The 24,909-nt window shown below is 69.5% G+C and carries 25 protein-coding genes; 17 read left to right on the top strand and 8 right to left on the bottom strand.

The features are described 5' to 3' along the window. Positions 1-47 precede the first annotated feature (47 nt). Positions 48-947 carry a LysR family transcriptional regulator gene (locus F3J18_RS09865; RefSeq protein ID WP_025099341.1) on the bottom strand — a complete coding sequence of 300 codons (900 nt, stop codon included), beginning with the start codon at positions 945-947 and terminating at the stop codon, positions 48-50. A gap of 249 nt (positions 948-1,196) precedes the next feature. On the opposite strand from F3J18_RS09865, the gene tam reads away from it, so the two are divergent. Next, positions 1,197-1,976, top strand: coding sequence for a trans-aconitate 2-methyltransferase (tam, locus tag F3J18_RS09860; RefSeq protein WP_166912699.1), 780 nt, complete (start codon positions 1,197-1,199; stop codon positions 1,974-1,976). Positions 1,977-2,015: 39 nt separating this feature from the next. On the opposite strand, the gene F3J18_RS09855 is transcribed toward tam, so the two are convergent. Then, a complete protein-coding gene (locus tag F3J18_RS09855) occupies positions 2,016-2,486 on the bottom strand; it encodes an Lrp/AsnC family transcriptional regulator (protein ID WP_025099339.1) in 471 nt (156 codons plus the stop codon). Positions 2,487-2,601: 115 nt separating this feature from the next. Here F3J18_RS09855 and F3J18_RS09850 point away from each other — a divergent pair, with 115 nt between their 5' ends. The 3 genes from F3J18_RS09850 (at position 2,602) to F3J18_RS09840 (ending at position 4,242) form a co-directional block, all read left to right on the top strand. Then, the gene (locus F3J18_RS09850) at positions 2,602-3,348 is read left to right on the top strand and encodes an AzlC family ABC transporter permease (RefSeq protein ID WP_166912698.1); all 747 of its coding nucleotides are present in this window, start codon (positions 2,602-2,604) and stop codon (positions 3,346-3,348) included. Next, positions 3,341-3,640, top strand: a complete 300-nt coding sequence (locus tag F3J18_RS09845) for an AzlD family protein (RefSeq protein ID WP_025099337.1) — start codon at positions 3,341-3,343, stop codon at positions 3,638-3,640. Before F3J18_RS09850 ends, F3J18_RS09845 begins: the two co-directional genes overlap by 8 nt. A 161-nt stretch (positions 3,641-3,801) precedes the next feature. Beyond that, positions 3,802-4,242 (top strand): hypothetical protein, encoded by a 441-nt coding sequence (locus tag F3J18_RS09840; RefSeq protein ID WP_166912697.1) that lies wholly within the window; start codon positions 3,802-3,804, stop codon positions 4,240-4,242. Positions 4,243-4,291: 49 nt separating this feature from the next. Here F3J18_RS09840 and F3J18_RS09835 read toward each other — a convergent pair whose 3' ends face one another. After that, positions 4,292-4,879, bottom strand: coding sequence for a TetR/AcrR family transcriptional regulator (locus F3J18_RS09835; RefSeq protein ID WP_025099336.1), 588 nt, complete (start codon positions 4,877-4,879; stop codon positions 4,292-4,294). Positions 4,880-5,043: 164 nt separating this feature from the next. Between F3J18_RS09835 and F3J18_RS09830 the strand changes: the two genes are divergently transcribed. From F3J18_RS09830 to F3J18_RS09820, 3 genes are all read left to right on the top strand, one after another. After that, the gene (locus F3J18_RS09830) at positions 5,044-5,661 is read left to right on the top strand and encodes an NAD(P)-binding domain-containing protein (RefSeq protein WP_025099335.1); all 618 of its coding nucleotides are present in this window, start codon (positions 5,044-5,046) and stop codon (positions 5,659-5,661) included. An 18-nt stretch (positions 5,662-5,679) separates the two neighbouring features. Then, the gene (locus tag F3J18_RS09825; protein ID WP_166912696.1) at positions 5,680-6,456 is read left to right on the top strand and encodes an SDR family oxidoreductase; all 777 of its coding nucleotides are present in this window, start codon (positions 5,680-5,682) and stop codon (positions 6,454-6,456) included. A gap of 86 nt (positions 6,457-6,542) precedes the next feature. Next, the gene (locus F3J18_RS09820) at positions 6,543-7,298 is read left to right on the top strand and encodes an SDR family oxidoreductase (RefSeq protein ID WP_166912695.1); all 756 of its coding nucleotides are present in this window, start codon (positions 6,543-6,545) and stop codon (positions 7,296-7,298) included. Between the two features lie 99 nt (positions 7,299-7,397). Here F3J18_RS09820 and F3J18_RS09815 read toward each other — a convergent pair whose 3' ends face one another. Continuing rightward, positions 7,398-8,042 carry a MarR family transcriptional regulator gene (locus F3J18_RS09815; RefSeq protein WP_166912694.1) on the bottom strand — a complete coding sequence of 215 codons (645 nt, stop codon included), beginning with the start codon at positions 8,040-8,042 and terminating at the stop codon, positions 7,398-7,400. 183 nt (positions 8,043-8,225) lie between these two features. On the opposite strand from F3J18_RS09815, the gene F3J18_RS09810 reads away from it, so the two are divergent. Next, entirely contained in the window at positions 8,226-9,266 is a 1,041-nt protein-coding gene (locus F3J18_RS09810) for a catalase family peroxidase (protein ID WP_166912693.1), read from the top strand. Positions 9,267-9,302: 36 nt separating this feature from the next. On the opposite strand, the gene F3J18_RS09805 is transcribed toward F3J18_RS09810, so the two are convergent. Together F3J18_RS09805 and F3J18_RS09800 are read right to left on the bottom strand one after the other, a co-directional pair. Beyond that, complete coding sequence (locus tag F3J18_RS09805) at positions 9,303-9,848, bottom strand: ureidoglycolate lyase (RefSeq protein WP_166912692.1); 546 nt, start codon at positions 9,846-9,848, stop codon at positions 9,303-9,305. 65 nt (positions 9,849-9,913) lie between these two features. Then, positions 9,914-10,402: an Lrp/AsnC family transcriptional regulator gene (locus F3J18_RS09800; protein ID WP_017918479.1), complete on the bottom strand. Its 489-nt coding sequence runs from the start codon at positions 10,400-10,402 to the stop codon at positions 9,914-9,916. A gap of 117 nt (positions 10,403-10,519) precedes the next feature. Between F3J18_RS09800 and F3J18_RS09795 the strand changes: the two genes are divergently transcribed. From F3J18_RS09795 to F3J18_RS09760, 8 genes are all read left to right on the top strand, one after another. Further along, the gene (locus F3J18_RS09795; protein WP_105858696.1) at positions 10,520-11,557 is read left to right on the top strand and encodes a histone deacetylase family protein; all 1,038 of its coding nucleotides are present in this window, start codon (positions 10,520-10,522) and stop codon (positions 11,555-11,557) included. 95 nt (positions 11,558-11,652) lie between these two features. After that, the gene (locus tag F3J18_RS09790; protein ID WP_166912691.1) at positions 11,653-12,756 is read left to right on the top strand and encodes an ornithine cyclodeaminase; all 1,104 of its coding nucleotides are present in this window, start codon (positions 11,653-11,655) and stop codon (positions 12,754-12,756) included. 23 nt (positions 12,757-12,779) lie between these two features. Further along, complete coding sequence (locus F3J18_RS09785) at positions 12,780-13,910, top strand: branched-chain amino acid ABC transporter substrate-binding protein (protein ID WP_166912690.1); 1,131 nt, start codon at positions 12,780-12,782, stop codon at positions 13,908-13,910. A gap of 246 nt (positions 13,911-14,156) precedes the next feature. Further along, a complete protein-coding gene (locus tag F3J18_RS09780; protein WP_166912689.1) occupies positions 14,157-14,717 on the top strand; it encodes an FcoT family thioesterase in 561 nt (186 codons plus the stop codon). Positions 14,718-14,804: 87 nt separating this feature from the next. Then, positions 14,805-15,839, top strand: coding sequence for a TauD/TfdA family dioxygenase (locus tag F3J18_RS09775; protein WP_166912688.1), 1,035 nt, complete (start codon positions 14,805-14,807; stop codon positions 15,837-15,839). Between the two features lie 25 nt (positions 15,840-15,864). Further along, positions 15,865-16,734, top strand: coding sequence for a TauD/TfdA family dioxygenase (locus tag F3J18_RS09770; protein ID WP_166912687.1), 870 nt, complete (start codon positions 15,865-15,867; stop codon positions 16,732-16,734). An 88-nt stretch (positions 16,735-16,822) separates the two neighbouring features. Beyond that, positions 16,823-17,482 carry an FMN-binding negative transcriptional regulator gene (locus F3J18_RS09765; protein WP_166912686.1) on the top strand — a complete coding sequence of 220 codons (660 nt, stop codon included), beginning with the start codon at positions 16,823-16,825 and terminating at the stop codon, positions 17,480-17,482. Between the two features lie 345 nt (positions 17,483-17,827). Next, complete coding sequence (locus F3J18_RS09760) at positions 17,828-19,063, top strand: MFS transporter (protein ID WP_025099172.1); 1,236 nt, start codon at positions 17,828-17,830, stop codon at positions 19,061-19,063. 42 nt (positions 19,064-19,105) lie between these two features. Here the strand turns inward: F3J18_RS09760 and F3J18_RS09755 are convergent, their stop codons facing one another. Then, positions 19,106-20,323: an L-dopachrome tautomerase-related protein gene (locus tag F3J18_RS09755; protein WP_166912685.1), complete on the bottom strand. Its 1,218-nt coding sequence runs from the start codon at positions 20,321-20,323 to the stop codon at positions 19,106-19,108. Between the two features lie 126 nt (positions 20,324-20,449). Here F3J18_RS09755 and F3J18_RS09750 point away from each other — a divergent pair, with 126 nt between their 5' ends. After that, complete coding sequence (locus F3J18_RS09750; RefSeq protein ID WP_166912684.1) at positions 20,450-21,397, top strand: LysR family transcriptional regulator; 948 nt, start codon at positions 20,450-20,452, stop codon at positions 21,395-21,397. A 15-nt stretch (positions 21,398-21,412) separates the two neighbouring features. Here F3J18_RS09750 and F3J18_RS09745 read toward each other — a convergent pair. Beyond that, positions 21,413-24,909: cellulose synthase subunit BcsC-related outer membrane protein (locus F3J18_RS09745; protein WP_166912683.1), on the bottom strand; the 3,497-nt coding region annotated here is incomplete at its 5' end.

The following is a 24,909-nucleotide window of genomic DNA, read 5'->3' as shown; positions in this document are numbered from 1 at the left end:
CCCTGGTGGGCGCGCCGGCCGCCTCGCGTTTCAGCGGCGTGGATCGATCAGGCGCGCACGGCGCGGCGGCTCGCCAGCAGCGCGTCGAGCAGGACGCGCACGCGCAGCGGCACGTGGCGCTGGCTGGGATAGACCAGCGAGATCGGCAGCGGCGGCGCGCGATGGCGCTTGAGCACCTCGACCAGCTCGCCGTTCTCGAGCGCCCGGGTGGCCAGGTAGCGCGGCGTCTGCACCAGCCCGAGCCCGGCGACGGCCGCCTCGATCAGGGCCTCGCCGTCGCCGAGATACATGCGGCTGTCGGGCGTGAGCGAACGCTCGCGGCGGCCGCTGCGGAAGTGCCAGGCGCGCTCGCGGCCGGTCGAAGGCACGCGAAACAGCAGGCAGGTGTGCTCGCCGAGCTCGTCGGGCGAGGCCGGTTCGCCGTGCTGTTCGAGATAGGCCGGGCTCGCGTAGGTGCAGAAGTATTGCGCGTCGAACTGCCGGCCCACCAGGCTCGAATCGGCCAGCGGGCCGATCCGGATCGCGGCGTCGAGCCCGTCCTTGACGACGTCCACCGTGCGATCGGAAAAGCGCGCGTCGATCGTCAACGCAGGATGCCGCGCGTTCAGTTGCCTGAGCACCGGCATCACCACCTGCTTGCCGTAGCTGAGCGGCATGTCGATGCGCAGCGTGCCGCGCACTTCGCCGCGCGCCTCGATGGCGGCGGTCTCCAGCGACTCGACTTCTTCCAGGATCAGCCGGCAGCGCGCGTGGATTTCCTCGCCTTCCTTGGAGAGCGTGACCTGCCGCGTGGTGCGATGGAACAGGCGCACGCCGAGCCTCGCCTCGAGCCGCGCGATGTTCTTGGCGATGGTCGACGGCGAGAGCCCCAGCTCGCGCGCGGCGGCCGCGAAACTGGCGTGACGGGCCGCGGCGGCGAACGAGGCGAGCAGGTCGAGACCGATCATGGGCGCTCCGGCGATTGAGGACAGGCAGTCATGAATATTGTGGCCGCGCGGGGCATGCGCGGCCCGATTTGCCGCGACTATACTGCAGCCCATCGAATCCGGCGAACCCGGCGGGGCGCGGCCGAGGCGAGATGGCGAAGGCGTTCGCGAGACAGGGCGATCATGCCGCCGGAAGCCCCTCGTCCGCGCCGCTGCTGCATGCTCCGCCCGCTTGCCGATCCTTCCCATCCGCCGAGACAGGAGCCGATCATGAGCACCAGGCACGACCAACACTACGCATCGCAGTACCGGAAGTTCGAGGACGAACGCACGCGCCCGGTACGCGACCTGCTGTTCGCGGTGCCCGACATCGCGGTGCGCGAGGCGGTCGACATCGGCTGCGGCCCCGGCAACTCCACCGAGATGCTGGCCGCGCGTTTTTCGCAAGCGCGGGTGAGCGGCCTCGACAGCTCGGCCGACATGCTGGCCTCGGCGCGCCAGCGCCTGCCCCGGCTGAACTTCGAGCAGGTCGACATTTCCGCCTGGGACGCGCCCGGGCCGTTCGACCTGATCCTCGCCAACGCGGTGCTGCAGTGGGTGCCCGACCACCCGGTGCTGTTCCCGAAGCTGCTCGGCAAGCTCGCCGAGGGCGGCGTGCTGGCGGTGCAGATGCCCGACAACCTCGACGAGCCCGCGCATCGCATCATGCGCGAGGTGGCCGCCGACGGCCCCTGGGCCGCGAAGCTCGGCGGCGCCGAACGCACCATGCGCTTCGGCGCGGATTGGTACTTCTCGCTGCTCCGGCCGCTGGCCGCGCGTGTCGACGTCTGGCGCACCGTCTATCACCACCAGCTCGAGGGCGGCGCCGACGCGGTGGTCGAGTGGTTCAAGGGCAGCGCGCTGCGGCCCTTCCTGGCGCGGCTCGACGAGCAGGAACAGGCCGCCTTCCTGGTCCGCTATCGCGAGGCGATCGCGGATGCCTATCGCATCCACGAGGACGGCACCGTGCTGCTGCCGTTCCCGCGCCTGTTCATCGTCGCGACGCGCTGAAACGACCCGGCCCCCGAGCGCGGCCGCCCGCGCTCGCGCTCACATCGGGATTTCCGAGGTCAGCTTGATCTTCTGCGTCGGGATCTCGGTCTTGACGCTCTGCACCCCGGGGATCCGCGTCAGGTGCTCGGCCTGGAAGCGCCGATATTCCTCCAGGTCGGCCACTACCACGCGCAGCAGGAAATCGCAGTCGCCCGCCATCAGGTGGCACTCCACCACGTCGGGCAGCAGGCGCACCGCGTCGGCGAAACGGTCGACCGTCTCCGAATCCTGCGCCTTGAGCCAGACGCGCACGAACACGCTGAGCGCCTTGCCGACCTTCGAGGCATCCACCACCGCCACGTACTTCTCGATCACGCCGGCTTCCTCCAGCAGCCGCACGCGCCGCAGGCAGGGCGAGGGCGACAGCCCGACCTCGTCGGCCAGGCGGATGTTCTGCATGCGCCCGTCGCGCTGCAGCGCCTGCAGGATGCGCCGATCGATGGCATCGAGCTTGAATTGGCCTTTCATTCCAATATCTCCGTATTCATTGGCATCCAGTGCCAAATTATTGGGTTTGTCTGGCAACTACGCAACCCGATTTCATGGCGTTTGGCGGAGAATGCTACCCCGCAAGGAGGTAGTGATGAGTCGTTTGCTTACGTCGGATGCTGTATTGAAGGGGCCGGTGGCCGCGTCGGAATTTGCCCGCGGGATGCGGGCCGCGGTGCCGGTGATGATGGGTTTCATTCCGTTCGCGCTGGTGCTCGGCGCGCAGGCGGCGCACAAGGGCCTGAGCGTGCTCGAGGTGCCGCTGATGGCGGGCATGAATTTCGGTGGCGGTTCCGAGTTCGCGGCCGTGCGGCTGTGGACCTCGCCGCCGCATATCGCGCTGATCGTCGCGATGTCGTTCCTGGTCAACGCGCGCCATATCCTGATGGGCGCGGCGCTGGCGCCGCTGCTGCGCCACGTGCCGCTGCCGCGCGCGCTTGCCGCGCTGTTCCTGATGTGCGACGAAAGCTGGGCGATGGCGCTGGCCGATGCCGGCGCGCGCCGCTCGGATCGCGTCAGCATGCGCTATTACGCGGGCATCGCGCTGTGCCTGTGGGGTACCTGGGTGTCGTTCACGGCGCTGGGCGCCGGCCTCGGCCCGGTGCTCTGCGATGTCGAGCGCTACGGCTTCGACATGGCCTTCACGGCCGTCTTCCTGGTGTTGCTGCGCGGCATGTGGAAGGGCGTGCGCGCCTGCCATCCCTGGCTGGTCAGCCTGGTGGTGGCGGCGGTGGTCTACCGGCTGGCGCCGGGCGCGGCCTGGTACGTGCCGGCCGGCGCCTGCGCGGGCCTGGTGGCCGCCTCGATCGCGGCCTGGCGCATGGAGGCGCGCGATGCTTGACTGGCCCACCCTGCTCACCATCGTGCTGATGGCGGCCTCCACCTACCTGACGCGCATCCTCGGCTACGTGGCGCTGCGCGATCGCACGCCGGGGCCGCGCCTGCGCGCCGTGATGGAGAACGTGCCCGGCTGCGTGCTGATCTCGGTGATCGCGCCCGCCTTCGTGGCGCGCGACCCGGCCGACCTGCTGGCGCTGGCCATCACCTTGCTCGCCTCGATGCGCTTGTCCCTGCTGCCGACGGTGCTGGTCGGCATTGCCAGCGCCGGTTTGCTGCGGCACCTGATGGGCTGACGGCGCTTGCACGGCGCGTTCGGGCCGCACCGGCCGCGCGCCGCGGGTGACCGCCCCGGCATCCACGCGCCAGGTTCATGACAGCGATCGGGTGTACGCTCGCCCGGCTGACGCCCGGGCCGCGTATCCCGCGCGGCCCGCTTCGACCCAGGAGCGAGAACATGCCGTTTATTGCAGGATTGAATCGCCGCATCCGTCTGCTTGCCCTCGGCGCCGCCGCCATGGCCGCGCTGCTTCCCGCCGTCGGCCATGCCCAGCCCTCGGGCACGCCGCCCGTCGGCAGCCAGGTCGCCACGCCCGACAACGCGGTCCTGCTGACCATCTTTCTCAAGCACGACCAGTCGCGCCCGCTCAGCGAGCTGAACGCGCAACTGGCGAAGCAGGGTTTCTACAAGGCGTTTCCGCCGCCGGGCGTGGAGGTCGTGAGCTGGTACGTGGCGATGGGGATCGGGCAGGTGATCACGCTGCGCCTGCCGGCCTCGCGCGTGCGCGAGGTGAACCGCGTGCTCGAGGACACCGCCTGGGGCGCGTATCGCACCGAGTTCTACCCGACCTACGACTACAAGGCGATCGGGCTGGCCGAGCACGACAAGGGGAAGTGAGGACGGGGAAGGCCGGCGCGTCGCGATTGCCGGCCTTCGCGAACCGGCTTCAGCTCGATCCCGGCCAGCCATCGAGCACATGCGCGGCCAGTGCCTCGAGCGTCTTGCGCGATGCGCCGGCCTTGGCCTGCACCGCCATCCCTTGCGTGACGGCGGCCACGTATGCGGCCAGCGTTGCGCAATCGGCCGACGCGGGCAGGTCGCCCTCGCGCTGGGCACGCTCCAGGCGCTTGCGCAATGCCGCTTGCGAGGCGTTGCGGCGCCGGTTCAGTTCGTGCTGGATCGATGCGGCGTCGTCGGAGCAGGCCAGCGCACCATTGAGCCCGAGGCAGCCGGCATGGGCATGGCTCATGGTATGCAGCCGGGCGCAGCCGTGCAGGATCCGCTCGACCACCTCGCGCGAGCTGGCCGCGTCGAGCGCCGCGCTCATGAAACCCAGGTAGCGCGTCTCATAGAGATCGAGCGCCTTGAGGAACAGCGCCTCCTTGTTGCCGAAGGCCGCATAGAGCCCGGGGCGCGCGACGCCCGTGGCCTGCGTGAGATCGTCGAACGAGGCACCCTCGTAACCCTTCTGCCAGAACACCAGCAAGGCGGCTTCCAGCGCCTCGTCCTCGTCGAATTCCCTGCGGCGTCCCATCGCCTGCTTCCCTGTTTCGATTTTCAAGAACGATCAGTATAAAACGCTTGACGCTCGTCTCGCAAATAAAGTACCGTCCGTTATCATAATGATCGGTATTTTATTTGCGAATGAACGCCTCGTGCCGGCGCAGGCCGTTCGATCGCGCTTCAGGGAGAGCAGGCATGAGAATCGGCATCATCGGCGCCGCGACGGTCGGCGCGACACTGGCTGCGCGTTTCGCGGCCGCGGGACATGAGTTGCGGGTCGCGAACCGCCGGGGCCGCGAAGCGGCCATCGCGAGCCTGGCCAAGGCGGGTGCACCGCCAGCGGCGGCGGATCTCGGCGACGCGCTGGACAGCGAGGTGGTGGTGCTGGCCTTGCCATGGACCGGCGTGCGCGACCTGCTCGCGGCCGGAATCGATTGGCGGGGACGTGTCCTGGTCGACGCGACCAACATCTTTCTCAGTTATGCGCCCGATTTTCGTATCGACGATCTCCACGGCGATTCCGGCAGCGAGCTGATCGCGCGGCTCGCGCCTTCGGCGCGCGTCGTGAAGGCCTTCAACACGCTGCCGTTCGCCAAGCTCTATGCGCCGGTGCCGGCGGGCTACCGGCGCGTGCAGTTCGTGGCCGGCGACGATGACCACGCCCTGGACGTGGCCGCCTCCCTGGTGTCCGATGCGGGGCTGCACCCGATCGTGCTCGGCCCGCTCGCGACCGCCGGCCGCCAGATGGAGCTCGGCGGCCTGTTCAGCGGCGTCGATCTGCTGGCGCCGCTGCCCGCGGCGGACGCGGCTTGAGCAGCGGGGGCATCCATCATGACTGACACCATCAAGGCCGTGCCCTCGCTGGCCGGCAAGATCGCGCTCGTGACCGGCGGCGCGCGCGGCCTCGGCCTCGAAGTCTGCCAGCGCCTGGCCGAACTCGGCGCCCACGCGATCGTCGGCGCGCGCGATGCGGACCAGGGCGAAGCCGTCGCCGCGACGCTGCGCGAGCGTGGCCTCGCGGCCTCCTCGCTGCGGCTCGACATCACGCGCGAGGCGGACCGCCTGGCCGCGCGCGAGGCGATCGAGCGTGCCCATGGCCGGCTCGACATCCTGATCAACAACGCCGCCGTGCTGCTCGACAGCCCCGACGGCGGCACGCCGGCCACGCGGCCGCCGAGCCAGGCCCTGCCCGACGTGCTGCGCGACAGCTTCGAGGCGAACTTCTTCGCGCCGGTATTCCTCACCCAGATGCTGCTTCCGTTACTGAGAAGCGCCGATGCCGGCCGCGTGGTGAACGTGTCGAGCATTCGCGGATCGCTCGCGCACCTGTCCGACCCATCATCGCCGGTGTACCCGATCCGCGCGCTCGGCTACGACAGTTCGAAGGCTGCGCTCAATGCCTTCACGATCCTGATCGCCGGGGAACTGCGCGACACGCGGATCAAGGTCAACGCCGTCCATCCCGGCTGGCTGCGCACCGGGATGGGGGGCGAGCGCGCGAACCTGAGCGTCGAGGACGGCGCGATCACGGTGATCCGCTACGCGAGCCTCGACGAGGATGGCCCGAGCGGCGGCTTTTTCTTCCTCGACGAACGCCTGCCCTGGTGAGCGTCGAGTCACCCATTCACTGCGTATCGACCGGCGCCCATCGTGGGGATGGGTCGCGGCCGGCGCATTTCGACCAGGAAATAGACATGGACAAGACATTGCAAGGCAAGGTGGCGCTCGTCACGGGCGGCTCGCGCGGGCTCGGCGCGGCCACGGCGGCGGCGCTGGCCGCGCGCGGCGCCGACGTGGCGATCAGCTACGTGGCATCGAAGGAGAAGGCCGAGGCGGTGGTGGCGCGGCTGCGCGAGACCGGCGTGCGCGCCGTCGCGATCCGCGCCGACCAGGGCGACACCGGCTCGGCCGAACCGCTGGTTCGCGAGGTGCTCGCCGCGCTGGGCCGGCTCGACATCGTCGTCAACAACGCGGCGATCGCCGTGATGGGCAGGACGCTCGACGATCCCGCCATCGACAACGCCGCGATGGACCGCCAATGGGCCGTCAACACGGCCGGCGTGATCGCCGTGATCCGCGCGGCCGCGCGGGTGCTGCCCGAAGGCGGGCGGATCATCTCGGTGGGTTCCGGGGTGGGCACGCGCGTGCTGTTCGCCGGCGCCACCGACTATGCCGCCACCAAGGCCGCGATCGTCGGTTATACGCGTGGCGCGGCCCGCGATCTGGGCGCGCGCGGGATCACCGTCAACGTGGTGCAGGCCGGCATCATGGATACCGACATGGCGGCCGGCGCGCGCGATGCGCTGCCGAGCGCCGTGCTCGATTCGCATGCGATCCGGCGCATCGCGGAACTCGACGAGGTGGCCGCCGCGATCGTGTTCCTGGCCGGCCCGGATGCGGGATACATCACCGGCTCGGTGATCGACGTGAATGGCGGTTATACCGCCTGAGACAGCCCGGGGCGGATCCGCCCGGCGCCGAAAACGAACAGGCCGCTGCCATCGGAACGGCAGCGGCCTGTGCTTTATCCGTCGCGTGCCGGAGGTGCTTCAGGCGCCGCGCTTGCGCCTCGCGGCCGGCTTGCGTTCCGGCTTGACCTGCACCAGGTACTGGCAGATCAGCCGATCCTCGCGCAGGCAGCATTCCGTCACCGGGTTGCCGGTCGCCTCCGAGAAGAAGGCGGCCAGCGCCTTGCAGACGCAGGGCTCACTGCGCGTCGCGCCGCCCAGCGGGCAACTGTAGTTGCGCACCATCACGCCGTCCTCGACCGGCACCGCCTCGGTGCTGGCGCCGAGCGAATCGGCCGCGCCCATCGCGCGCGCCAGGTCGGCCGCGAAATCGGCGCCCGGCGCGAGGCCGCCCTCGCGCGCCAGCCGCCGGCCGGTTTCTTCCATCAGGCTCTCCAGCTCCTTGCCCGACAGGCGCTCGCCCAGCACGCCGAGCAGCCCCAGCAGGAACACGCGATAGGCGCTCGAGGCGCTGTCCTCGCTGCCCGGCGCGGCCTCGAACAGCGCGGCCGGCTTGCCGGGCAGGCCGGTCTGCAGCACCTTGCGGCGCCGCACGCGACCTTCCGCTTCCAGCTGCTTCAACTGCACGTTGATGGCATTGCGCGTGACGCCCAGGCGCTCGCAAAGCTGCACCACCGTCAGCGGTTCGCGCTGGAGGGCACTGAGGATGTCGTTCTTGGTCGTCACGCTGGCGTCCTGAATCTCAAGCGGCGAATTATAGAACGGCCGTTCAGGCCGCGCTTCGACAATAATGACAATTGTAGTTGTCGTTATTGGTGTTAAGCGTTAAGCTGGCGCCGCTGCTCGACTCGCCGAGCGGCCCCGGCTTCACCCCTCACCCAATCGAACGGTCCCCAAGGAGCTCCCGTCATGAAACGCCCGAATTCCCTGCTGCGCGCGGCCTGCCTGGCCGCCACCCTGTCCTGGCTGGCCGGCACGGCCGCCGCGCAGGTGCCGGCCTCGTCCGCCGCGCCGGCGGCCGCCACCGCGCCCGGCGAAGCCGGTTCGACGCCCACCCAGTTGGTCGACGCGCTGAACGGCGTGTTCGGCAAGCATGCCGGCGCGCGCGCCGTGCATGCCAAGGGCATCGTGCTGGAGGGGACCTTCACGCCGGCGGCCGGCGCGCATGCGATCAGCAAGGCGCCGCACTTGCAGAAGGCGAGCGTGCCGGTGGTGGTGCGTTTTTCGAATTTCGCCGGGATTCCCGATATTCCCGACAATCACGCGCTGGCGTCGCCGCGCGGGTTCGCGATCAAGTTCCTGCTGCCCGACGGCAGCGCGAGCGACATCGTCGCGCATTCGTTCAACGGCTTTCCCTCGCCGACCGCCGACGATTTCCGCGACCTGCTGATCGCGCTCGGCAAGAGCGGCCCCGATGCGCCGAAGCCGACGCCGCTCGACGCCTACCTGGCCGATCACCCGGTGGCGAAGGCCTTCCTCACCGCGCCGAAGCCGGCGCCGGTCAGCTACGCGAGCCTGCCTTATTACGGCGTGAACACCTTCAAGTTCACCAATGCGGCGGGCAAGGTCACCTACGGGCGTTACCAGTTCGTGCCGGTGGCGGGCGCGCATTACCTGGACGACGCGCAGACGGCGAAGGCCGCGCCGGACTACCTGCAGAAGGAGATCGCCGAGCGCGTGAAGCAGGGGCCGCTGCGCTTCCGGCTGATGCTGCAGCTCGCGCAGGCCGGCGACAAGCTCGACGATCCGTCGATCGCCTGGCCCGATACGCGACGCCGCGTCGAGCTCGGCACCATCACCATCAGCAAACTCGACGAGGACAACGCGGCCGCGCAGAAGCGCCTGCTGTTCCTGCCGGCGGCCTTGCCGGCCGGCATCGAGCCGGCCGACCCGATGATCACGGCGCGTTCCGCCGCGTATCCGGTGTCGTTCGCGCGTCGCCAGAAGTAAGGCGTCGCGCCCGGTGGCCGGGCGTCAGCCCGGCAGCTACAGCGTGACGAGCAAGGGCTCGATCGCGCGAATCTCGCTTTCGGCGGCCGGCTGCCCGGCGCTCAGATGCGCGATCAGGTCGAGCGTGGTGGAGGCGCGCGTCAGCATCAGGCAGCTCGCCTCGCGATCGCGCACGCGCGTGGCGTGCCAGGTGCCGGGCGCCATGCAGACGCCTTCGCCGATCGGGATCTCGAAGGCGCGCAGGGTGGCCGGATCGGGCGCGCCGCTCGCGTCGGAGCGCGCCACCACGTGCACCACGGGAGCGGTGAGCGGCACGATCGCCTGCTGCGTCACGCGATGCAGTTCCAGCGAGGCGATCCGCATCTCGCGGTTGCGATAGCTCACCCACAGGATCTCGGGCTGGCCGCCGGCGCCGGCATCGAACAGATGCTCGCGCCAGAAATCGGAAGCCGGGCTCAGGAAGGCCGGCGCGTCGCCGTTCGCGCGCACCGGCTTGCCGAGTTTCCAGCCATAGGGTTCGAAGCGGGCGGCGTCGAGCGTTTCGACGTGGATCGGGCGCGGCTGGGCGGCGGAGCTGGGCATGGAAGGGTTCAGGATCGAAAGGAAGGGGTGAGTTCGCGCGAAGCCCGGGGTTGACGACGCGCCCTTCAAGCCTCCGGAATCGGCAGCCGCGACGAGAACTTCACCTCGCGCAGCGCCAGGCTCGACTGGATCGAGGCGATGCCGGCCTGGCGGCGCAGCACGCGCTCGACGAACTCGCCATAGGCGTCCAGGTCGGCCGCCACCACCTGCAGCAGGTAGTCGGCATCGCCGGTGATCTTGTGGCAGGACAGCACCTCGGGCCGGCTGCGGATCACCGCCTCGAAATCGTCGGCGGTATTGTCCGAGTGAATGTGGAAGCGCACGTGCACGAAGGCCAGCAGGTTCAGGCCGACCGCGCGGCGATCGATATTGGCCTGGTAGCCGGTAATCACGCCCTGGTCCTCCAGCAGCTTGCGGCGCCGCCAGCAAGGCGTGACGCTCAGCGCGAGTTGCTCGCCGAGCGCGGCGTTCGACAGCGCGCCGTCGTCCTGCAGCAGACGCAGCATGGAACGATCGACGGCATCCATTTCGGTTTTTGGGCGATTTGTGCTCATGGGAGTCGCTAGGTAGGCGTTTTTTCCAGAAGTGTAGACTTCCGCGCAAGCGAAAGCAAAATCATTGCGGTGCCGGATGCGTAGACTGTTTCGCAGCCTTTTCACCCGGTTGCCTCCATGCTCACCATCTACAGCAGCGCCCACGGCCTGCACCGCGGCGTCGAACTGAAGGACGGCGCGATCACCGAATCCTTCGAGAAACCCCTGCGCGCCGAGACGGTGCTGGCGCGCGTCAACGCCACCTCGCTCGGCGACGTGATCGCGCCGCGCGACTACGATCCGTCGAGCTACGTGGGCGCCCACAGCGCGCGCTACGTCGATTTCCTGTCCCGTGCCTGGCGCGACTGGCTCGCCACCGGCCGCGACTGCCAGGCCCTGCCGCTGGTGTGGCCGGTGCGCGGTCTGCCCTCGGCGCGCATGCCGGCCTTCATCGACGGCCAGCTCGGCTTCTTCTCGATCGATGCCGGCTCGCCGATCAACGCCGGCACCTGGGAGGCCGTCCGCTCCAGCGCGAACAGCGCGCTGACCGGCGTCGACACGCTGCTCGACGGCGAAGGCGCGCGCTCGGCCTTCGCGCTGTGCCGCCCGCCCGGCCATCATGCCGGCCACGAAACCATGGGCGGCTACTGCTACCTCAACAACGCGGCGATCGCCGCGCAACGCGCCATCACGCGCGGCGCGAAACGCGTGGCGATCCTCGATATCGATTTCCATCACGGCAACGGCACGCAGGACATCTTCTACGCCCGCGACGACGTGCTGTTCGCCTCGATCCACGGCGATCCTTCGGTGTCCTTCCCGTACTTCTCGGGCTACGCCGACGAGCGCGGCAGCGGCGCCGGCGAGGGCTTCAACCTGAACCTGCCGCTGCCCAGGGGCACCGCCATCGACGGCTTCGCGACGGCGCTGCAACAGGCCGGCGAGCGAATCGCGCGGCACGCGCCCGAGCTGCTGGTGGTGTCGCTCGGCGTGGACACCTTCGAACACGACCCGATCAGCCATTTCCGCCTGCGCAGCGCCGACTATCCGCGCGTGGGCGGGATCATCGCGCGCCTCGGCATCCCGACCCTGTTCGTGATGGAAGGCGGCTACATGGTCGACGAAATCGGCATCAACGCCGTCAACGTGCTGCTGGGTTTCGAGGCGCGCGCCTGACGCGCCCCGGGCCCGGAACGCGGGCCCGCCCCATGAAGCGCGCGCCGCTCGCGCGGGCGCGCCCCGGCAGCCGCCAACCAGGAGGAGCAGGAACCATGACGCGATATCTCGACGTCGCCGATGTTGCAGCACTGATCCAGGACGCGGGCATCGCGCGCGTGCTGGGCTCGATGGCCAGCTATATCGAGCAGGACTACCGCCGCTGGCACAGCTTCGAGAAGACCGCGCGGCTCGCCAGCCATTCGAGCGAGGGCGTGATCGAGCTGATGCCGACCGCCGACGCGCGCTACTACTCGTTCAAGTACGTGAACGGCCATCCGGGGAACACGCGTGCCGAGCTGCCGACCGTGATGGCCTTCGGCGTGCTGGCCGAGGTCGCCACCGGTTATCCGCTGCTGTTGAGCGAGATGACGCTGACCACGGCGGTGCGCACCGCCGCCACCTCGGCGCTGTTCGCGCGCTTCCTGGCGCGGCCCGATTCGGTGTCGATGGCGCTGGTCGGCAACGGCGCGCAGGCCGAATTCCAGGCGATCGCCTTCCACGAGCTGCTCGGCATCGAGGAGCTGCGCGTGTTCGATGTCGACGCGGCCGCCACCGACAAGCTGGTCGCGAACCTCGCGCCGTTCCGGCGCCTGCGCATCGTGCGCTGCGGCTCGACCGCCGAGGCCGTGCGCGGCGCCGACATCGTCACCACCGTGACCGCCGACAAGACCAACGCCACCATCCTGAGCGCCGACATGATCGAGGCCGGCATGCACGTCAACGCGGTCGGCGGCGATTGCCCCGGCAAGACCGAGCTCGATCCCGAGCTGCTGCGCCGCGCGCGCGTGGTGGTCGAGTACGAGCCGCAGACGCGCATCGAAGGCGACATCCAGCGGCTCGAGGCCGACTTTCCGGTGATCGAGTTCCATCGCATCGTGTCCGGCGAGCAGAAGGGGCGCGAGTCCGAGGCGCAGGTGACGGTGTTCGATTCGGTCGGCTTCGCGCTGGAGGATTTCTCGGCGCTGCGCTACCTGCACGCGGCCACGCGCGAGCGCGGCATCGGCACCGATCTCGAGCTGGTGCCGGCCCTGCGCGATCCGAAGGATCTGTATGGCCACGCGACGGCATCGATACAGGCCGGCGACGTCGTGCGCGAGCGCCATGCCGCGAACTGGACGGCGCCGGCGGCGCGCGCCGAAGCGATCACCCGACAATGACCAGCCCGATGGGAGACAGCAAGATGCCATACCTGAGAACCACCCTGGCCGTCGCGGCCCTGTCGTGCGCGGCCGGCGCCGCCCAGGCCGACGACGTGGCGAGGATCGGCCACGTCGCGCCGCTCACGGGCGGCATGGCCCACCTCGGCAAGGACAGCGAGAACGGCGCGCGGCTCGCGATCGACGAGATCAACGCGAGCGGCCTCATCATCGCGGGCCGGCGCGTGACGCTGCAGCTCGATGCGCAGGACGACGCGGGCGATCCGCGCACCGCCACCCAGGTCGCGCAGAAGCTCGCCGACGACAAGGTGGTCGGCGTGGTCGGCCACCTGAACTCGGGCACTTCGATCCCTGCCTCGCGCATCTACAAGGAAGCCGGCGTGGTGCAGATCTCGCAGGCCGCCACCAATCCCAGCTACACGCAGCAGGGTTTCAGCACCACCTACCGGGTGGTGGCCACCGACGCGCAGCAGGGGCCGGCGATCGCCAGCTACGCGGCCAGGGCAATGGGCGTGAAGACGGTGGCGATCGTCGACGACGCGACCGCCTACGGCCAGGGCCTCGCCGATTCGTTCGCGAAGGCCGCGCAGGCGGCCGGCATCAAGGTGCTCTCGCGCGACGCGACCAACGACAAGGCCGTCGACTTCCGCGCGATCCTCACCCGCATCAAGGGCGAGAATCCCGATGCCGTGATGTACGGCGGGATGGACGCGACGGGCGGGCCGTTCACGCGCCAGGCTCGCCAGCTCGGCCTGCGCGGCAAGATCCTGAGCGGCGACGGCGTGTGCTCGACCGACGTGATCAAGCTGGCCGGGCCGGCGGCCGACAATATCGTCTGCTCGGTGGCCGGCATGGCGCTGGAGAAGATGCCGGGCGGCGCCGAGTTCGCGCGCAAGTACGAGGCGCGCTATCACCAGCCGATGCAGGTGTATGCACCGTTCTCATATGACGCCGTGCAGATCATCGTCGCCGCCATGAAGCGCGCCAACTCGACCGATCCCGCCAAGGTGCTGGCGGCGATGCCGGCCACCGACTATCACGGCGTGATCGGCGAGACCAGCTTCACCGCGCAGGGCGATCTCAGGCACGGCGCGATCTCGATGTTCACCTATCGCGACGGCAGGAAGGTGCTGCTCGACGTGGTGAAGCTGTAGGTCTTTTCGGTGACGAGCCAATCCGGGCGGCGCGAATTTCGCGCCGCTTTTTTCATTTGTGTACCGCGAGTCACATCCGGGACTGCCTGGGAATTGTGCGTAACAGGATTCGACGACAATGGGATGTCGTTCATAATTTTATGCGGTTTTTCATATCCGGGATCCGCTAACAAAATCAACGACGATTAAACTTCGGAACAGTTGCATATGAAACTATCCGTCGTTCATCCCGATAAGGAGGTACCCATGTCGAGCACGACGATTTCGCAGGAAAGCGAAATCGGTATTCCAGGTGTGGCTGATGAGTATTTGCAGCTGATTCCGCTTTCCTTGATGGATTCAGTGTTGTCGGTCTATTTTCCGGATTGCCGGTATCTGAAGCAGGCCTGGTCCCACAAGACCCTGGGCAGCATCACGACGAGCGGGAAGTTCTCGATCGGCGAATCGTTCTATATCGATTCCACCGGCCATTTCAACGCGGTCGAGGCGAATATCTGCCTGAACCAGATCGCCTATGTGACATTTGCCGATTTTCTCAATCGGCGCGATTCGCATCCGTTCTGGGCGGATGTCGGAGATTTCGCCTTCGAGGATTTCGGCCCGAATCAACTGGCCAATATGTTTATCGTGTCGTTGTCCACCAAATTCCGCAAGGCGATCGATGGCGCCGGTTTCTTCGGTCAATTCCGGATTCGGAAGATTTCGTCGAAAATGGGCTTGATTTTCTTCGATTGCGATTTTTCCTTTTCCCAGGTCGACGACAAGTCGTTCTACGGCAACGTGACCTTCGCCGTCGCGCGCGACTGAGCGCCGACACTTTTCCCCGCGCTTCCACGTTCGCGACTCGCCTTGCCGAGGGCGGCGATGCGAAGCCTATCAATCAGGACTGCAAATATGTTGACCCATGCAAGCGATGCCGCCGCGTCGGCGGCCGCGCTCGAGACGGAGATCCTGCGCCCCGAGCACGATTTCATGATGATGGTGCGGGCCGAGGCCGGCACGGGAACACCTGCCGACTGGGCGCGGCAGCATCGCGATTTCCTGCGCGAGAACCTGCTGAAATACGGCGCCGTGCTGATCCGCGGCCTGCAATGCGACCGCGATTCGTTCAGCGAGGTGTCCCGCGTGCTGGAGCCGAAGGCGATCGACTACAAGGGCGGCATCGGGCCGCGCCGCATCGTGGCCGAGGAAGTGTTCACCTCGACCGACCTGCCGCCCGAGGCCAGCCTCGCCTCGCACAACGAGATGTCCTACGGCGGCTACTGGCCGATGCGCGTGCTGTTCTTCTGCGAGCAGCAGCCCGAGGATCGCGGCCAGACCACCATCTGCGACGCGCGCCGCCTGCTGAAGAGCCTGCCCGCGGCGCTGCGCACGCGGCTCGCCGAAACCGGCGTGCAGTACACGCGCAATATCTCGCCGCGTGGCCCGGTGAAGTCGATCGAGCAGACCTTCGGCACCACCGATCATGGCGAGATCGAGGCGTTCTGCGCCGAGCGCGGCATCCGCGCGACCTGGCTGGCCGACGATCACCTGCAGCTGCGCCAGCACACGCCGGCGATCCGGCGCCATCCGCTGACGGGCGACGAGGTGTTCTTCAATACGCTGGCGCTCTGGCATCCCGTCTACTGGCGCGACGTGCTCAAGCGCGCCTTCCCCGACGCGGCCGACCCCAGCGACGAGGACGAGATGTGGCAGAACTCGCACTTCGGCGACGGGAAGCCGTTCGACGACGAGGACATCCGCACCGTGCTGCGCGCCTACGAGGAGCAGGAGTTCGCGGTGGAGTGGCAGCCCTCGGACATCGTCTACATCGACAACATGCTGGCCTCGCACGGGCGGCGCGTGTTCTCGGGCAAGCGCTCGATCCTCGCCTCGTTCCGCGCGCCGATGACGGCGCAGCAGTTGAGCGACGGCAGCCATTCCCTCTGATCCCTTTCACGAGATCCATCCCCTCATGCAAATCCAGCATCCCGCCGAGCAGCGAATCGGCGCCGTGGTCGACGATTTCAACGGCGTCGCCCCTTCGGCCCAGGACATCCAGACCCTGCGCGAGCTCGTCTATCGCCACAAGCTCGTGATCCTGCGCGGCCAGCATCTCGACAAGCAGCAATACGTCGATTTCACGCGCGCGCTCGGCCGTCCGCAGGTCTACCTGCAGAGCAACTACCATCATCCCGAGTTTCCGGAAATCTTCGTGTCCTCGAACGTGCCCGAGGACGGCAAGAAGGTCGGCGTGGCCGGCACCGGCCGCTACTGGCACACCGACTGCCAGTTCCTGACCGATCCGCTGCCGCTGACCACGCTGCTGCCGCAGGTGCTGGCCAAGGGCATCCGCGCGACCAAGTACATCGACATGGTGCGCGTCTACGAGGCGCTGCCGGCGCATCTGCGTTCGCTGGTCGACGCACGCGACGCGATCCACGAGGGCAAGTGGCGCTACAAGATCCAGGCCGAGGACATCGACCGCGCCGTGATCGACATCCTGGAGGAGAAGTCCAGGCTCGCCCCGCCGGTGCGCCACCCGGCCGTCATCACGCATCCGGTGACGGGCGCGAAGGCGCTCTACGTCAGCCGCGGTTTCACCACCGGGCTCGAGGGCATGTCGCACGAGGAAGGCCGCGACGCGCTGGAGCAGTTGTTCGCCTTCGTGGAGCAGCCGGAACATATCCACGAGCACTTCTGGAGCCATGGCGACATGCTGGTGTGGGACAACCGCACGCTGATCCACCAGGCTTCCGAGACGCCGAAGGGCGAGAGCAGCGTGAGCTACCGGATCGGCGTCTACGACGGCCTGGCGTTCTACCCGGGGCTCGCCGCCGCCTGAGGCGGCGGTCATCGCATCGCACCTGAAGCGCGGCGCGCGCCCGCCTGGCGCGCGCCGCTTTCCGAGAACGGTTTGCCATGGAATCGCCATGTACCTCCCTCCGCTTTTCGAAGAACGCAATCTCGACACCATCCACGCGACGATCCGCGAAGTCGGGCTCGCGACCCTGGTGACCGTCGAGGCCGACGGCATCGATGCCAACCACGTGCCGCTGTTCCTCGCGCCCGGCCCGACCGGGCACGGCACGCTGCGCGGACACGTATCGCGCAACAACGCGCAATGGCGGCGCCATACCGGTAGCAGCCAGGCGCTGGCGGTGTTCCTCGGGCCGCACAGCTACATCTCGCCGAGCTGGTATCCCAGCGCGGCCACCACCGGGCGCGTGGTGCCGACCTGGAACTACCTGGCCGTGCATGCCTATGGCCGGCTCGAGTTCTACGAGGATCGCGAGCGCGTGCTCGACGTGATCACGCGCATGACCGAGCTGCAGGAAGCCGGGCGCGCGCAGCCCTGGTCGGTCGAGCAGGCGCCGCCCGATCATGTCGATACCATGCTCAAGCACATCGTCGGCTTCGACCTGCATGTCGAGCGCATCGAGTGCAAGCGCAAGATGAGCCAGTACGCCTCGCTGCAGGACCATGCCGGCGCCATGGTCGGGCTGCGCGAGGCCGGGTCGGCGGCGGGCCGGGCGGTGGCCGGCATCATGGCCGAGCAGCCGCCGCAAGGCGAGCCGGTGGTGTTGAGCTGAGCCGGAGCGCGGGCCGCCTTTGGGGCGGCCTGCCTTGCATCGATTGATCGATCCCACAGATTGATCCATCGATAAAAAGCATTTCCTTCCCCGCCACGCCGCTGGCAGAGTGTGACGCTCGATGACCAAACGTCGGGAGCGCACTGCCGCCGTCGCTGCACCGGCAAGGTGCAGCCGCCGCGAGCCCCGGCACCTGATGCGTGTCCTCCCTTCGAGCCCGGCCGCCTGACACGCGGATCTCACCCGCCTCGTGTACAGTGCCGACCTCGCGCATCGCTGCGCCCCGGCGTGTCCGTCCCGCCCGCGCGTCCTTCTTCAACCCCGAGTTTCAGTCCTGGATTCCCTATGTCTGGCAGTTCCGACGTCGCCGGCGACGTCATTTCCGTTTCCGCCGAGCTTTCCCCGCGGCACACGCGTCGCGCCCTGTTCGCGCTCGGCGTGGGCGGTTTTGGTATCGGTACCGGCGAATTCGTGATCATGGGCCTGCTGCCCAACGCGGCCAGCGACCTGGGCGTGTCGATCCCGAGCGCCGGCTACCTGATCAGCATCTACGCGCTCGGCGTGGTGATCGGCGCGCCGGTGTTCGCCGTGCTCGGCGCGCGCTGGCCGCGCCGCTCGCTGCTGATCGCGCTGATGCTGTTCTTCGCGCTCGGCAATCTCGCCAGCGCGATCGTGCCGGGTTTCGCCGGCGTGGCCGCGGCGCGCTTCCTGAGCGGGCTGCCGCACGGCACCTATTTCGGCGTCGCGGCGCTGGTGGCGGCCGGGCTGGTGCCGCGCGAGAAGCGCGCGCAGGCGGTGGCCAGCGTGTTCCTCGGGCTGACCATCGCGACCCTGCTCGGCGTGCCGTTGGTGGCGGCGATCGGCGAATGGCTGGGCTGGCGCGCAGCCTTCGCGATCGTCGGCGCGATCGGCGCGCTGACCGCCGTGCTGGTGCGCTGCTGGGTGCCCTTCATGCCCGGCGACGCGGCCGCCAACCCGCTGCGCGAGCTGGGCGCGCTGCGGCGCAAGCAGGTGCTGCTCACGCTCGCCACCGGCGCGATCGGCTTCGGCGGGCTGTTCTCGGTGTTCAGCTACGTCAAGCCCACCATGACCGAGCTCGCCCACCTGCCGGTGGCCGCCGTGCCGATCGTGCTGGCGCTGTTCGGGATCGGCACCGTGGCCGGCAACCTGCTCGGCGCGCGCTTCGCCGATCGCGCGCTCGATCGCACCGCGCGCTACGTGCTGGTCTGGACCGTGCTGGTCACCGGCGCGTTCTGGTTCACCGCGCACTACGCGGTGGCGGGCTCGATCAACGTGCTGCTGGTGGGCACCGTGATGGCGCTCGGCGCGATCCTGCAGACGCGCCTGATGGACGTGGCCGGCGACGCGCAGACGCTGGCCGCCGCGCTCAACCATTCGGCCTTCAATATCGCCAACGCGCTGGGCGCCTGGCTCGGCGGCCTCGCCATCGACGCCGGCATGGGCTGGTCCTCGACGGGCTGGGTCGGCGCGCTGCTGGCGATCTGCGGGCTGGCCGTGCATCACTGGGCGGTGGTCGACATGCGCCGGCATCCCGAGCATCATCCGGCCCCGCCGATGTGAGACAAGGGGCGCGCCGGCCGCGGCGCGCCCCTCGCGCGGGCTTCAGCGCGTCGGCGCCGGCCCCGCGCCGATGCGCGTGCGCAACAGCACGTAGGGCTTCTGCCGCTGGTCCTGGCCGCCATGGAAGCCGGGCTGCCGCGCCAGCTGGTTGGCCGTGAAGTACAGGTAGCCGTCCGGGCCGACCGACAGCGTGTCGGGCCACAGCACGCGCGGGTCGTGCACGATGGTGGTCCACTCGCCGCCGGGCGCGAGCTTGCGGATCGAATCGTGCTCGTAGTCGCCCGCGTAGATCACACCGTTCGCATCGACGGCCAGCCCGTCCGAGGCACCCTTTTCCCCGAGATCGACCACCGCCGCCGCGACCTGCGCCTCGCTCGTCGCGGGATCGCGCAGCAGCGCAGTGGGCACCGCGTACAGGCGCCGGCTCGACAGCGCGCAGTAGTAGAGCGTCTTGCCGTCGGGCGACAGGGCGATGCCGTCCGAGGCGATCGCCAGCGGCGTGCTGCTGCCGTCGGCCTGGCGCAGCTTTATGGTCTCGCCGTCGAACACCGGCGAGAATGTCGGATCGGCCGAGGTCGAAGGGTCGCCCGTGAGACGGCGCAGCGCGCTGCCGCTGGCGAGATCGACCACGATGATGCCGCCCGTGCCGCTCAACGAGGAATCCGTCACATAGGCCACCCCCGCACGGCCGACGCGGAAGTCGAAGCGCACGTCGTTCACGTAGGTGCGCGCGCGCATCACCTCGGCCGGGAACACGATGGTCTTCGCGATGCGATTGGTCTTCAGGTCGATCGCGACCAGCTTCGCGCCGCCGGCCAGCGGGTTGGCGAAATTCGGCGCGGCCGTGTCGAGCACCCAGAGCTTGCCCTGGCCGTCGGCCACCACGCTCTGCACGCTGAGGAAGCTGTCGGCGGGGCGATGCGGATCGGCGCGATTGATCTCGGCGTCGGGGTAGGGCACGACCTTGCCGTCCTTCAGCTCACCGACCGTGAACGGCACCTCGTCGCCCCAGCGCGGGTAGTTGACGAAGATGCGGCCGGTCTCGGTGACGGTCACGCCGGTCGGCATCGCGTCGTGGACGGTGGCGACCGTCTCGAGCGCGCCGTAGCTGCGCTCGACGGCCAGCGAGGCGGCGGCCGGTGCCGCGGGAGTCGCCGCAAGCGCCGCGGCCGGCAGCGCGCCGAACGCGGTCGCGCAGGCGAATGCGAGGGCGCCCAGGCCGTGGCGCAGGCGGGGGAAGGTCGAAGGCATGGCTGGCACGAGGATTCTCCGGGTCGAAATCGAGGGATGCATGAAGCGGGGAAGCAAGACGGAACGCATTGTCCGTCGTGCCGCTTTCCTCAAAAACGGGGAAAATCGGGCAGCACTTTCACTGTGGCAATGAAAATGATCCGGATCGACGACCTTGGCCTGTTCGTGCGCACCGCGGCGCTGGGCAGCTTCTCGAACGCGGCGCGCGAGGCCGGGCTGCTGCCGGGGCAGGTCAGCGCGGCGATCCAGCGGCTCGAGCGCGAACTCGACATCCGCCTGTTCGCGCGCTCGACGCGCAGCCTGAAGCTGAGCGCCGAGGGCGAGCAGTACCTGCCCTATGCGCAGGAGGTGCTCGCCACGCTCAGCGAGGGCCGCGACCGCCTGCACGGCGAGCGCCAGGTGCTGCGCGGCAGCCTGCGCATCTCGGCGCCGTCCGACCTCGGGCGCAACGTGCTGCCGCGCTGGCTCGGCGAGTTTCGCGAGGCGCATCCGGGGCTGGTGCTGAAGCTGTCGCTGTCGGACGAGCTGGCCGACGTGTTCCGCGATCCTGTCGACGTGGCGCTGCGCTACGGCGTGGCCGAGCACGGCAGCTTCGTCGCGCTGCCGCTGGCCGAGCACAACCGGCGCGTGCTGGTGGCCTCGCCCGACTATCTCGCGCGACATGGCCGGCCCGCCTCGCTCGACGAGCTGGGCGCGCATCGCTGCCTGCTGTTCGTGCGCGGCGGGCGCGTCTACGACCGCTGGGTGTTTCCGGAGGGCGAGGGGCGGCGGCTGGTGGCGGTGGGCGGCGGCCTGCATTGCGACGACGCCGACCTGGCGCGCCGCTGGGCCGTCGACGGCTTCGGCGTGGCCTACAAGTCCTGGCTCGACGTGCATCACGACGTGCGGGCCGGCCGCCTGGAGGTGCTGGTGCCGAACCAGCCTGGCGAACCCGCGCCGCTCAACCTGGTCTGCCCGCATCGCCGGCAGTTCTCGCCCGCGGTGCGCTACCTGCACGCGATGCTGCGCGAGCGCATCGCGCCGATGGCCGAGGCGCAGCGCGCCCACGTCGGCTACCAGGAGCCGGCGCGGCGCGCGCCCTGAGCGCCGCCGCGCGCCTTATTGCAGGTCGGCCAGGAAGGGCGACTTGAGCGTCCTGGGCGGGAAGCTCGGCGTGCCCGTCTGCGAGGTGAAGCTGTAGCGCAGGTAGACGGCCCCCAGCCACTCGCGATACTGGTAGGCGTTGCCGTAGGAGGCCATCGCGCCCACCGCGAGCTGCGGGGCGAGCTGGTACTCGCCGCTGGCGAACAGCGAGTAGGCCACGCCGGTCTTGCTCTGGCCCGGGTAGATCGCGTTCTGGTCGAGCACCAGGGAGGTGGTCGAATTGGCCACCGCCGCGTTCATGTTGGCCGCCGCGCTGCCCTGCAGGCCCGCGTCGAGCGGGAAGTAGGGCACCGAGTTCTGGCGATAGTGCTGCATGCCGATCGAGCCCTTCACGTCGTAGGAGAAGGGCCCGTTGCGGCCCGCGTATTCGAGCGGGATATTCAGGATCACGTACTGCTGCGGGCTGAAGTAGCCGCCCTGGCCGTAGGTGAAGTACGACTGGTTGCGCGCGAAGCTCATCCAGGTGCCGTTGATGCCGGCCGTCAGCGTCTGCTGCGCGTCCTTGTAGAGTCGCGTGTAGAAGCCGCCGCCCACCTTGCCCTCGATGTTGCTGCGCACGTGGTGGCCGTTGTAGTACATCAGCTCGCCGTTCACGTAGAGGCCGTTGGTGCCGTCGTCCCAGGCCAGCGCCGAGCGCGCGCCGCTCTTCACCACCCCGCCCCAGTCCAGGCCCGTGCTCAGGTCGTGCGCGCCGGCATAGGAGGCCAGGCTGTCGGTCACCGCCTGGCGCGTGACCGCCAGCGAATACGAGACCTTGTCGCTGGCCTGGCCGGTGTAGCGCAGATCGCCGATCACGTTCTGGTAGCGGAAGCCGACCGGCGTGGTGCCCACGCTGGCCTTCAGCGAAGGCGTCTCGTAGCCGATCGACAGGCCCACGCCGGTATCGGTCTGCGAGCCGAAGCTGGTGCCGCTGCGTGCGAGGTTGTTGGCCAGGCCCGCGCCGAAGCGCGCGTGGGTCTGCACGTCGTTGGTGGCCGAGCCGGCGTCGAGCGTGACGGGCGTCGCCGTCACCACCACGTGGCCATTGCCGGCCTTGATGCGGCCTTCGATCGGCGCCTCGATGTCGGTCAGGCTCGACAGGCCTTCCTCGCCGGCGCGATTGCGGAACACCAGGCCGCTCGACACGGTGCTGGCCTCGTCGCGGTTGATCGCCGCGAGTTCGTCGGCCACGCCGAGCGTCTGCGGGTTGGCTGCGGCCGGCGGCACGCCGCCCGCGCCGTTCGCGGCCACGGCCGCCGCCGCGTAGGGCTGCGCGTAGCCGGCGGGTGGCGGCGGGATGTAGGCGGGTGCCGCGTAGGCGCCTGCCTGCTGCTGCGGATAGGGCGGCTGCGGCGTATAGGGCTGCGGCTGGTAGGCCGGTGGCGGATAGGCGCCCGGTGCATAGGGCTGCGACGCATAGGCTTGCTGCTGCGGATACGGGGCCTGGCCGTAATAGGGCTGCTGCTGTGCGTAGACCGGTTGCGCGGCGGCGCGCGTGGTGTTCTTGCGCGCGGTGCCGCGTCGTGCCGGCTGCGGGCGGGCCGGCGCGGCCGGGGCGTCATAACCCGGCGCATAACCGGACGAAGCCGCCTGCGCGGCCGGCGACATCGGCCAGGGCGTGGTGCCGTAGGGCTGCTGCGTGTAGGCCGGGGCCGGCGGTGCATAGCCCTGCTGCTGCTGGGCATAGCCTTGCGGCGCGTAGCCCTGCTGCGGATAAGCCTGAGGCGCGTAGCCGGCTTGCTGCGGATACGGCTGCTGCTGCGCGTAGCCCTGCGGGGCATATCCCTGCTGCGGATACGGCTGCGGCGCATAGCCTTGCTGCGGATAGCCCTGCGGCTGCGCATAGGCTTGCTGCGAATAGCCCTGCGGCTGTGCATAAGCCGGTTGCGGCGCATACGGCTGCGATGCATAGCCCTGCTGCGCATACCCTGCCTGTGCATAAGCCGGCGCCGCCGCCGCGTTCGGTGCCTCGGGCGCGTACTGCGCATAGGGCTGCAGCGGCCGCGCCGGGCCGCCCGATTCGCCGCCGCCATAACCGTCGGGACCATAACCGCTGCCCGTATCGACGCTCGCGCGCGGGCGCGGCGCCGGGGCGGGCGCGACGTAGGGCGCGGGTTGCGCCGGGGGCAGGTAGGCAGGCACGGTCGGAACGGATGACGAAGGATTGAACGAGGAGGGAAGCGCCGGGCCGGCCGGCGCGAAGAAATTCACGGCGCTGCCGCTGGGCGCATCGGGGTCGCGTGCCACGTCGACGGCGGTCTTGCCCTCGAACGGATTGGTGCCGGGCAGCGGATTCGCGCCGATCGGCCGGCTCAGCGCCTCCCAGCCGCGCGGCACGGGCAGCCCGCCCGGCAGCGTGACGGTCGCCGCGCGCGCGCCGACCGGCGTCGAGCTCGCCACCAGCGAGCGCTTCAGGTATTGCGCGGCCAGCGGCAGCTTGCCTTCGGCGCGGTACATGCGGCCCACCGCGGCCAGCGTGACGGGATCGTCGGGCGCGGCGGCGAGGGCGGCCTGCGCGAGCTGCTCGGCCTCGCTCCAGGCGCGCGCGCCCGAGGCCGCGTAGAGCGCGGCCAGCCTCAGGCCGGCATCGCCGGGGTTGCGCCTGAGCGCGATGCGATAACAGGTCAGCGCATTGGCCGGGTCGCCCGCCGAGGTATAGAGCCGCGCCAGCGCGCCCTGCAGGTCGGGGTCCTCGGGCATCGCCGCGAGCCAGGGCGCCATCACCGCGTAGGCGCCGGCCAGGTCGCCGCCCTGGCGCACCAGGTCGGCGCGGCGCACCACGATGGCGAGGTTGATGCGATCGAACTCGGCGTGCTGCGCGGCGCTCATCGGCGTGGCCTGCAGGCGGCGCATCTCGTCGCCGAGCAGGCCGTCCTGGTGATTGGCCAGCAGCAGGTTGGCGTATTGCAGGCGCAGGCCGAGGTCGGCCGGCGCGGCCGCCATCGCGCCCTGCACCAGTTGCATGGCGTGCGCCGGATCGCCGGCCGCCAGGTAGCCGCCGGCCAGTTGGCCCATCATCGCCGGGTCCGCCTGCGCCATCGGCTCGGCCGCGCGCAGCATCGCCAGCGCCTGGGCATTCTGGCCGCGTTGGGCCATCTGCCCGGCCAGCGCCGATTGCTGGGCCAGCCACAGGCGGCGCTGCAGCTCGCCCATCGCGGCGGTGCGCCGGGCTGGCGCGACGCGATCCAGCATGCGCAGGCCGTCGCCGTAATCGTGGGTCTGCTCGGCCAGCAGCGCGCCCGCGTAGAGCGCGTCGGGCATGTCGGGATGCGCGGCGAGCAGGCCGTCCATCATGCTGCGCGCCGAGGCCACCGCGCCCTGGCGCACGTAGATGCGCGCCAGGTCCAGGCGCAGCCAGGGATCGTCCGGACTGCCAACCAGGGCATCCTCGAACAGGCTGCGCGCGCGGCCCAGGTCGCCCTGCGCCTCGGCGGCGCGCGCCTGGGCCGCCTCGGCGGTGCCGCGCAGGCGCT

The organism is Burkholderia sp. Ax-1720 (assembly GCF_011753035.1).
Classification (GTDB): domain Bacteria; phylum Pseudomonadota; class Gammaproteobacteria; order Burkholderiales; family Burkholderiaceae; genus Burkholderia; species Burkholderia gladioli.
The sequence above is the reverse complement of the archived record's forward strand: the minus strand, read 5'-3'. Positions and strand labels throughout refer to the sequence as shown.

What these genes read in the sequence shown, in the direction of transcription:
- F3J18_RS09775 (WP_166912688.1), top strand. Translation starts at nt 14,805, where the DNA reads ATGTTGACCCATGCAAGCGATGCCGCCGCGTCGGCGGCCGCGCTCGAG.
- F3J18_RS09820 (WP_166912695.1), top strand. Translation starts at nt 6,543, where the DNA reads ATGGACAAGACATTGCAAGGCAAGGTGGCGCTCGTCACGGGCGGCTCG.
- F3J18_RS09795 (WP_105858696.1), top strand. Translation starts at nt 10,520, where the DNA reads ATGCTCACCATCTACAGCAGCGCCCACGGCCTGCACCGCGGCGTCGAA.
- F3J18_RS09780 (WP_166912689.1), top strand. Translation starts at nt 14,157, where the DNA reads ATGTCGAGCACGACGATTTCGCAGGAAAGCGAAATCGGTATTCCAGGT.
- F3J18_RS09835 (WP_025099336.1), bottom strand. Translation starts at nt 4,879, where the DNA reads ATGGGACGCCGCAGGGAATTCGACGAGGACGAGGCGCTGGAAGCCGCC.
- F3J18_RS09750 (WP_166912684.1), top strand. Translation starts at nt 20,450, where the DNA reads ATGATCCGGATCGACGACCTTGGCCTGTTCGTGCGCACCGCGGCGCTG.
- F3J18_RS09845 (WP_025099337.1), top strand. Translation starts at nt 3,341, where the DNA reads ATGCTTGACTGGCCCACCCTGCTCACCATCGTGCTGATGGCGGCCTCC.
- F3J18_RS09790 (WP_166912691.1), top strand. Translation starts at nt 11,653, where the DNA reads ATGACGCGATATCTCGACGTCGCCGATGTTGCAGCACTGATCCAGGAC.
- F3J18_RS09800 (WP_017918479.1), bottom strand. Translation starts at nt 10,402, where the DNA reads ATGAGCACAAATCGCCCAAAAACCGAAATGGATGCCGTCGATCGTTCC.
- F3J18_RS09810 (WP_166912693.1), top strand. Translation starts at nt 8,226, where the DNA reads ATGAAACGCCCGAATTCCCTGCTGCGCGCGGCCTGCCTGGCCGCCACC.
- F3J18_RS09805 (WP_166912692.1), bottom strand. Translation starts at nt 9,848, where the DNA reads ATGCCCAGCTCCGCCGCCCAGCCGCGCCCGATCCACGTCGAAACGCTC.
- F3J18_RS09760 (WP_025099172.1), top strand. Translation starts at nt 17,828, where the DNA reads ATGTCTGGCAGTTCCGACGTCGCCGGCGACGTCATTTCCGTTTCCGCC.
- tam (WP_166912699.1), top strand. Translation starts at nt 1,197, where the DNA reads ATGAGCACCAGGCACGACCAACACTACGCATCGCAGTACCGGAAGTTC.
- F3J18_RS09765 (WP_166912686.1), top strand. Translation starts at nt 16,823, where the DNA reads ATGTACCTCCCTCCGCTTTTCGAAGAACGCAATCTCGACACCATCCAC.
- F3J18_RS09855 (WP_025099339.1), bottom strand. Translation starts at nt 2,486, where the DNA reads ATGAAAGGCCAATTCAAGCTCGATGCCATCGATCGGCGCATCCTGCAG.
- F3J18_RS09840 (WP_166912697.1), top strand. Translation starts at nt 3,802, where the DNA reads ATGCCGTTTATTGCAGGATTGAATCGCCGCATCCGTCTGCTTGCCCTC.
- F3J18_RS09825 (WP_166912696.1), top strand. Translation starts at nt 5,680, where the DNA reads ATGACTGACACCATCAAGGCCGTGCCCTCGCTGGCCGGCAAGATCGCG.
- F3J18_RS09785 (WP_166912690.1), top strand. Translation starts at nt 12,780, where the DNA reads ATGCCATACCTGAGAACCACCCTGGCCGTCGCGGCCCTGTCGTGCGCG.
- F3J18_RS09770 (WP_166912687.1), top strand. Translation starts at nt 15,865, where the DNA reads ATGCAAATCCAGCATCCCGCCGAGCAGCGAATCGGCGCCGTGGTCGAC.
- F3J18_RS09830 (WP_025099335.1), top strand. Translation starts at nt 5,044, where the DNA reads ATGAGAATCGGCATCATCGGCGCCGCGACGGTCGGCGCGACACTGGCT.
- F3J18_RS09850 (WP_166912698.1), top strand. Translation starts at nt 2,602, where the DNA reads ATGAGTCGTTTGCTTACGTCGGATGCTGTATTGAAGGGGCCGGTGGCC.
- F3J18_RS09865 (WP_025099341.1), bottom strand. Translation starts at nt 947, where the DNA reads ATGATCGGTCTCGACCTGCTCGCCTCGTTCGCCGCCGCGGCCCGTCAC.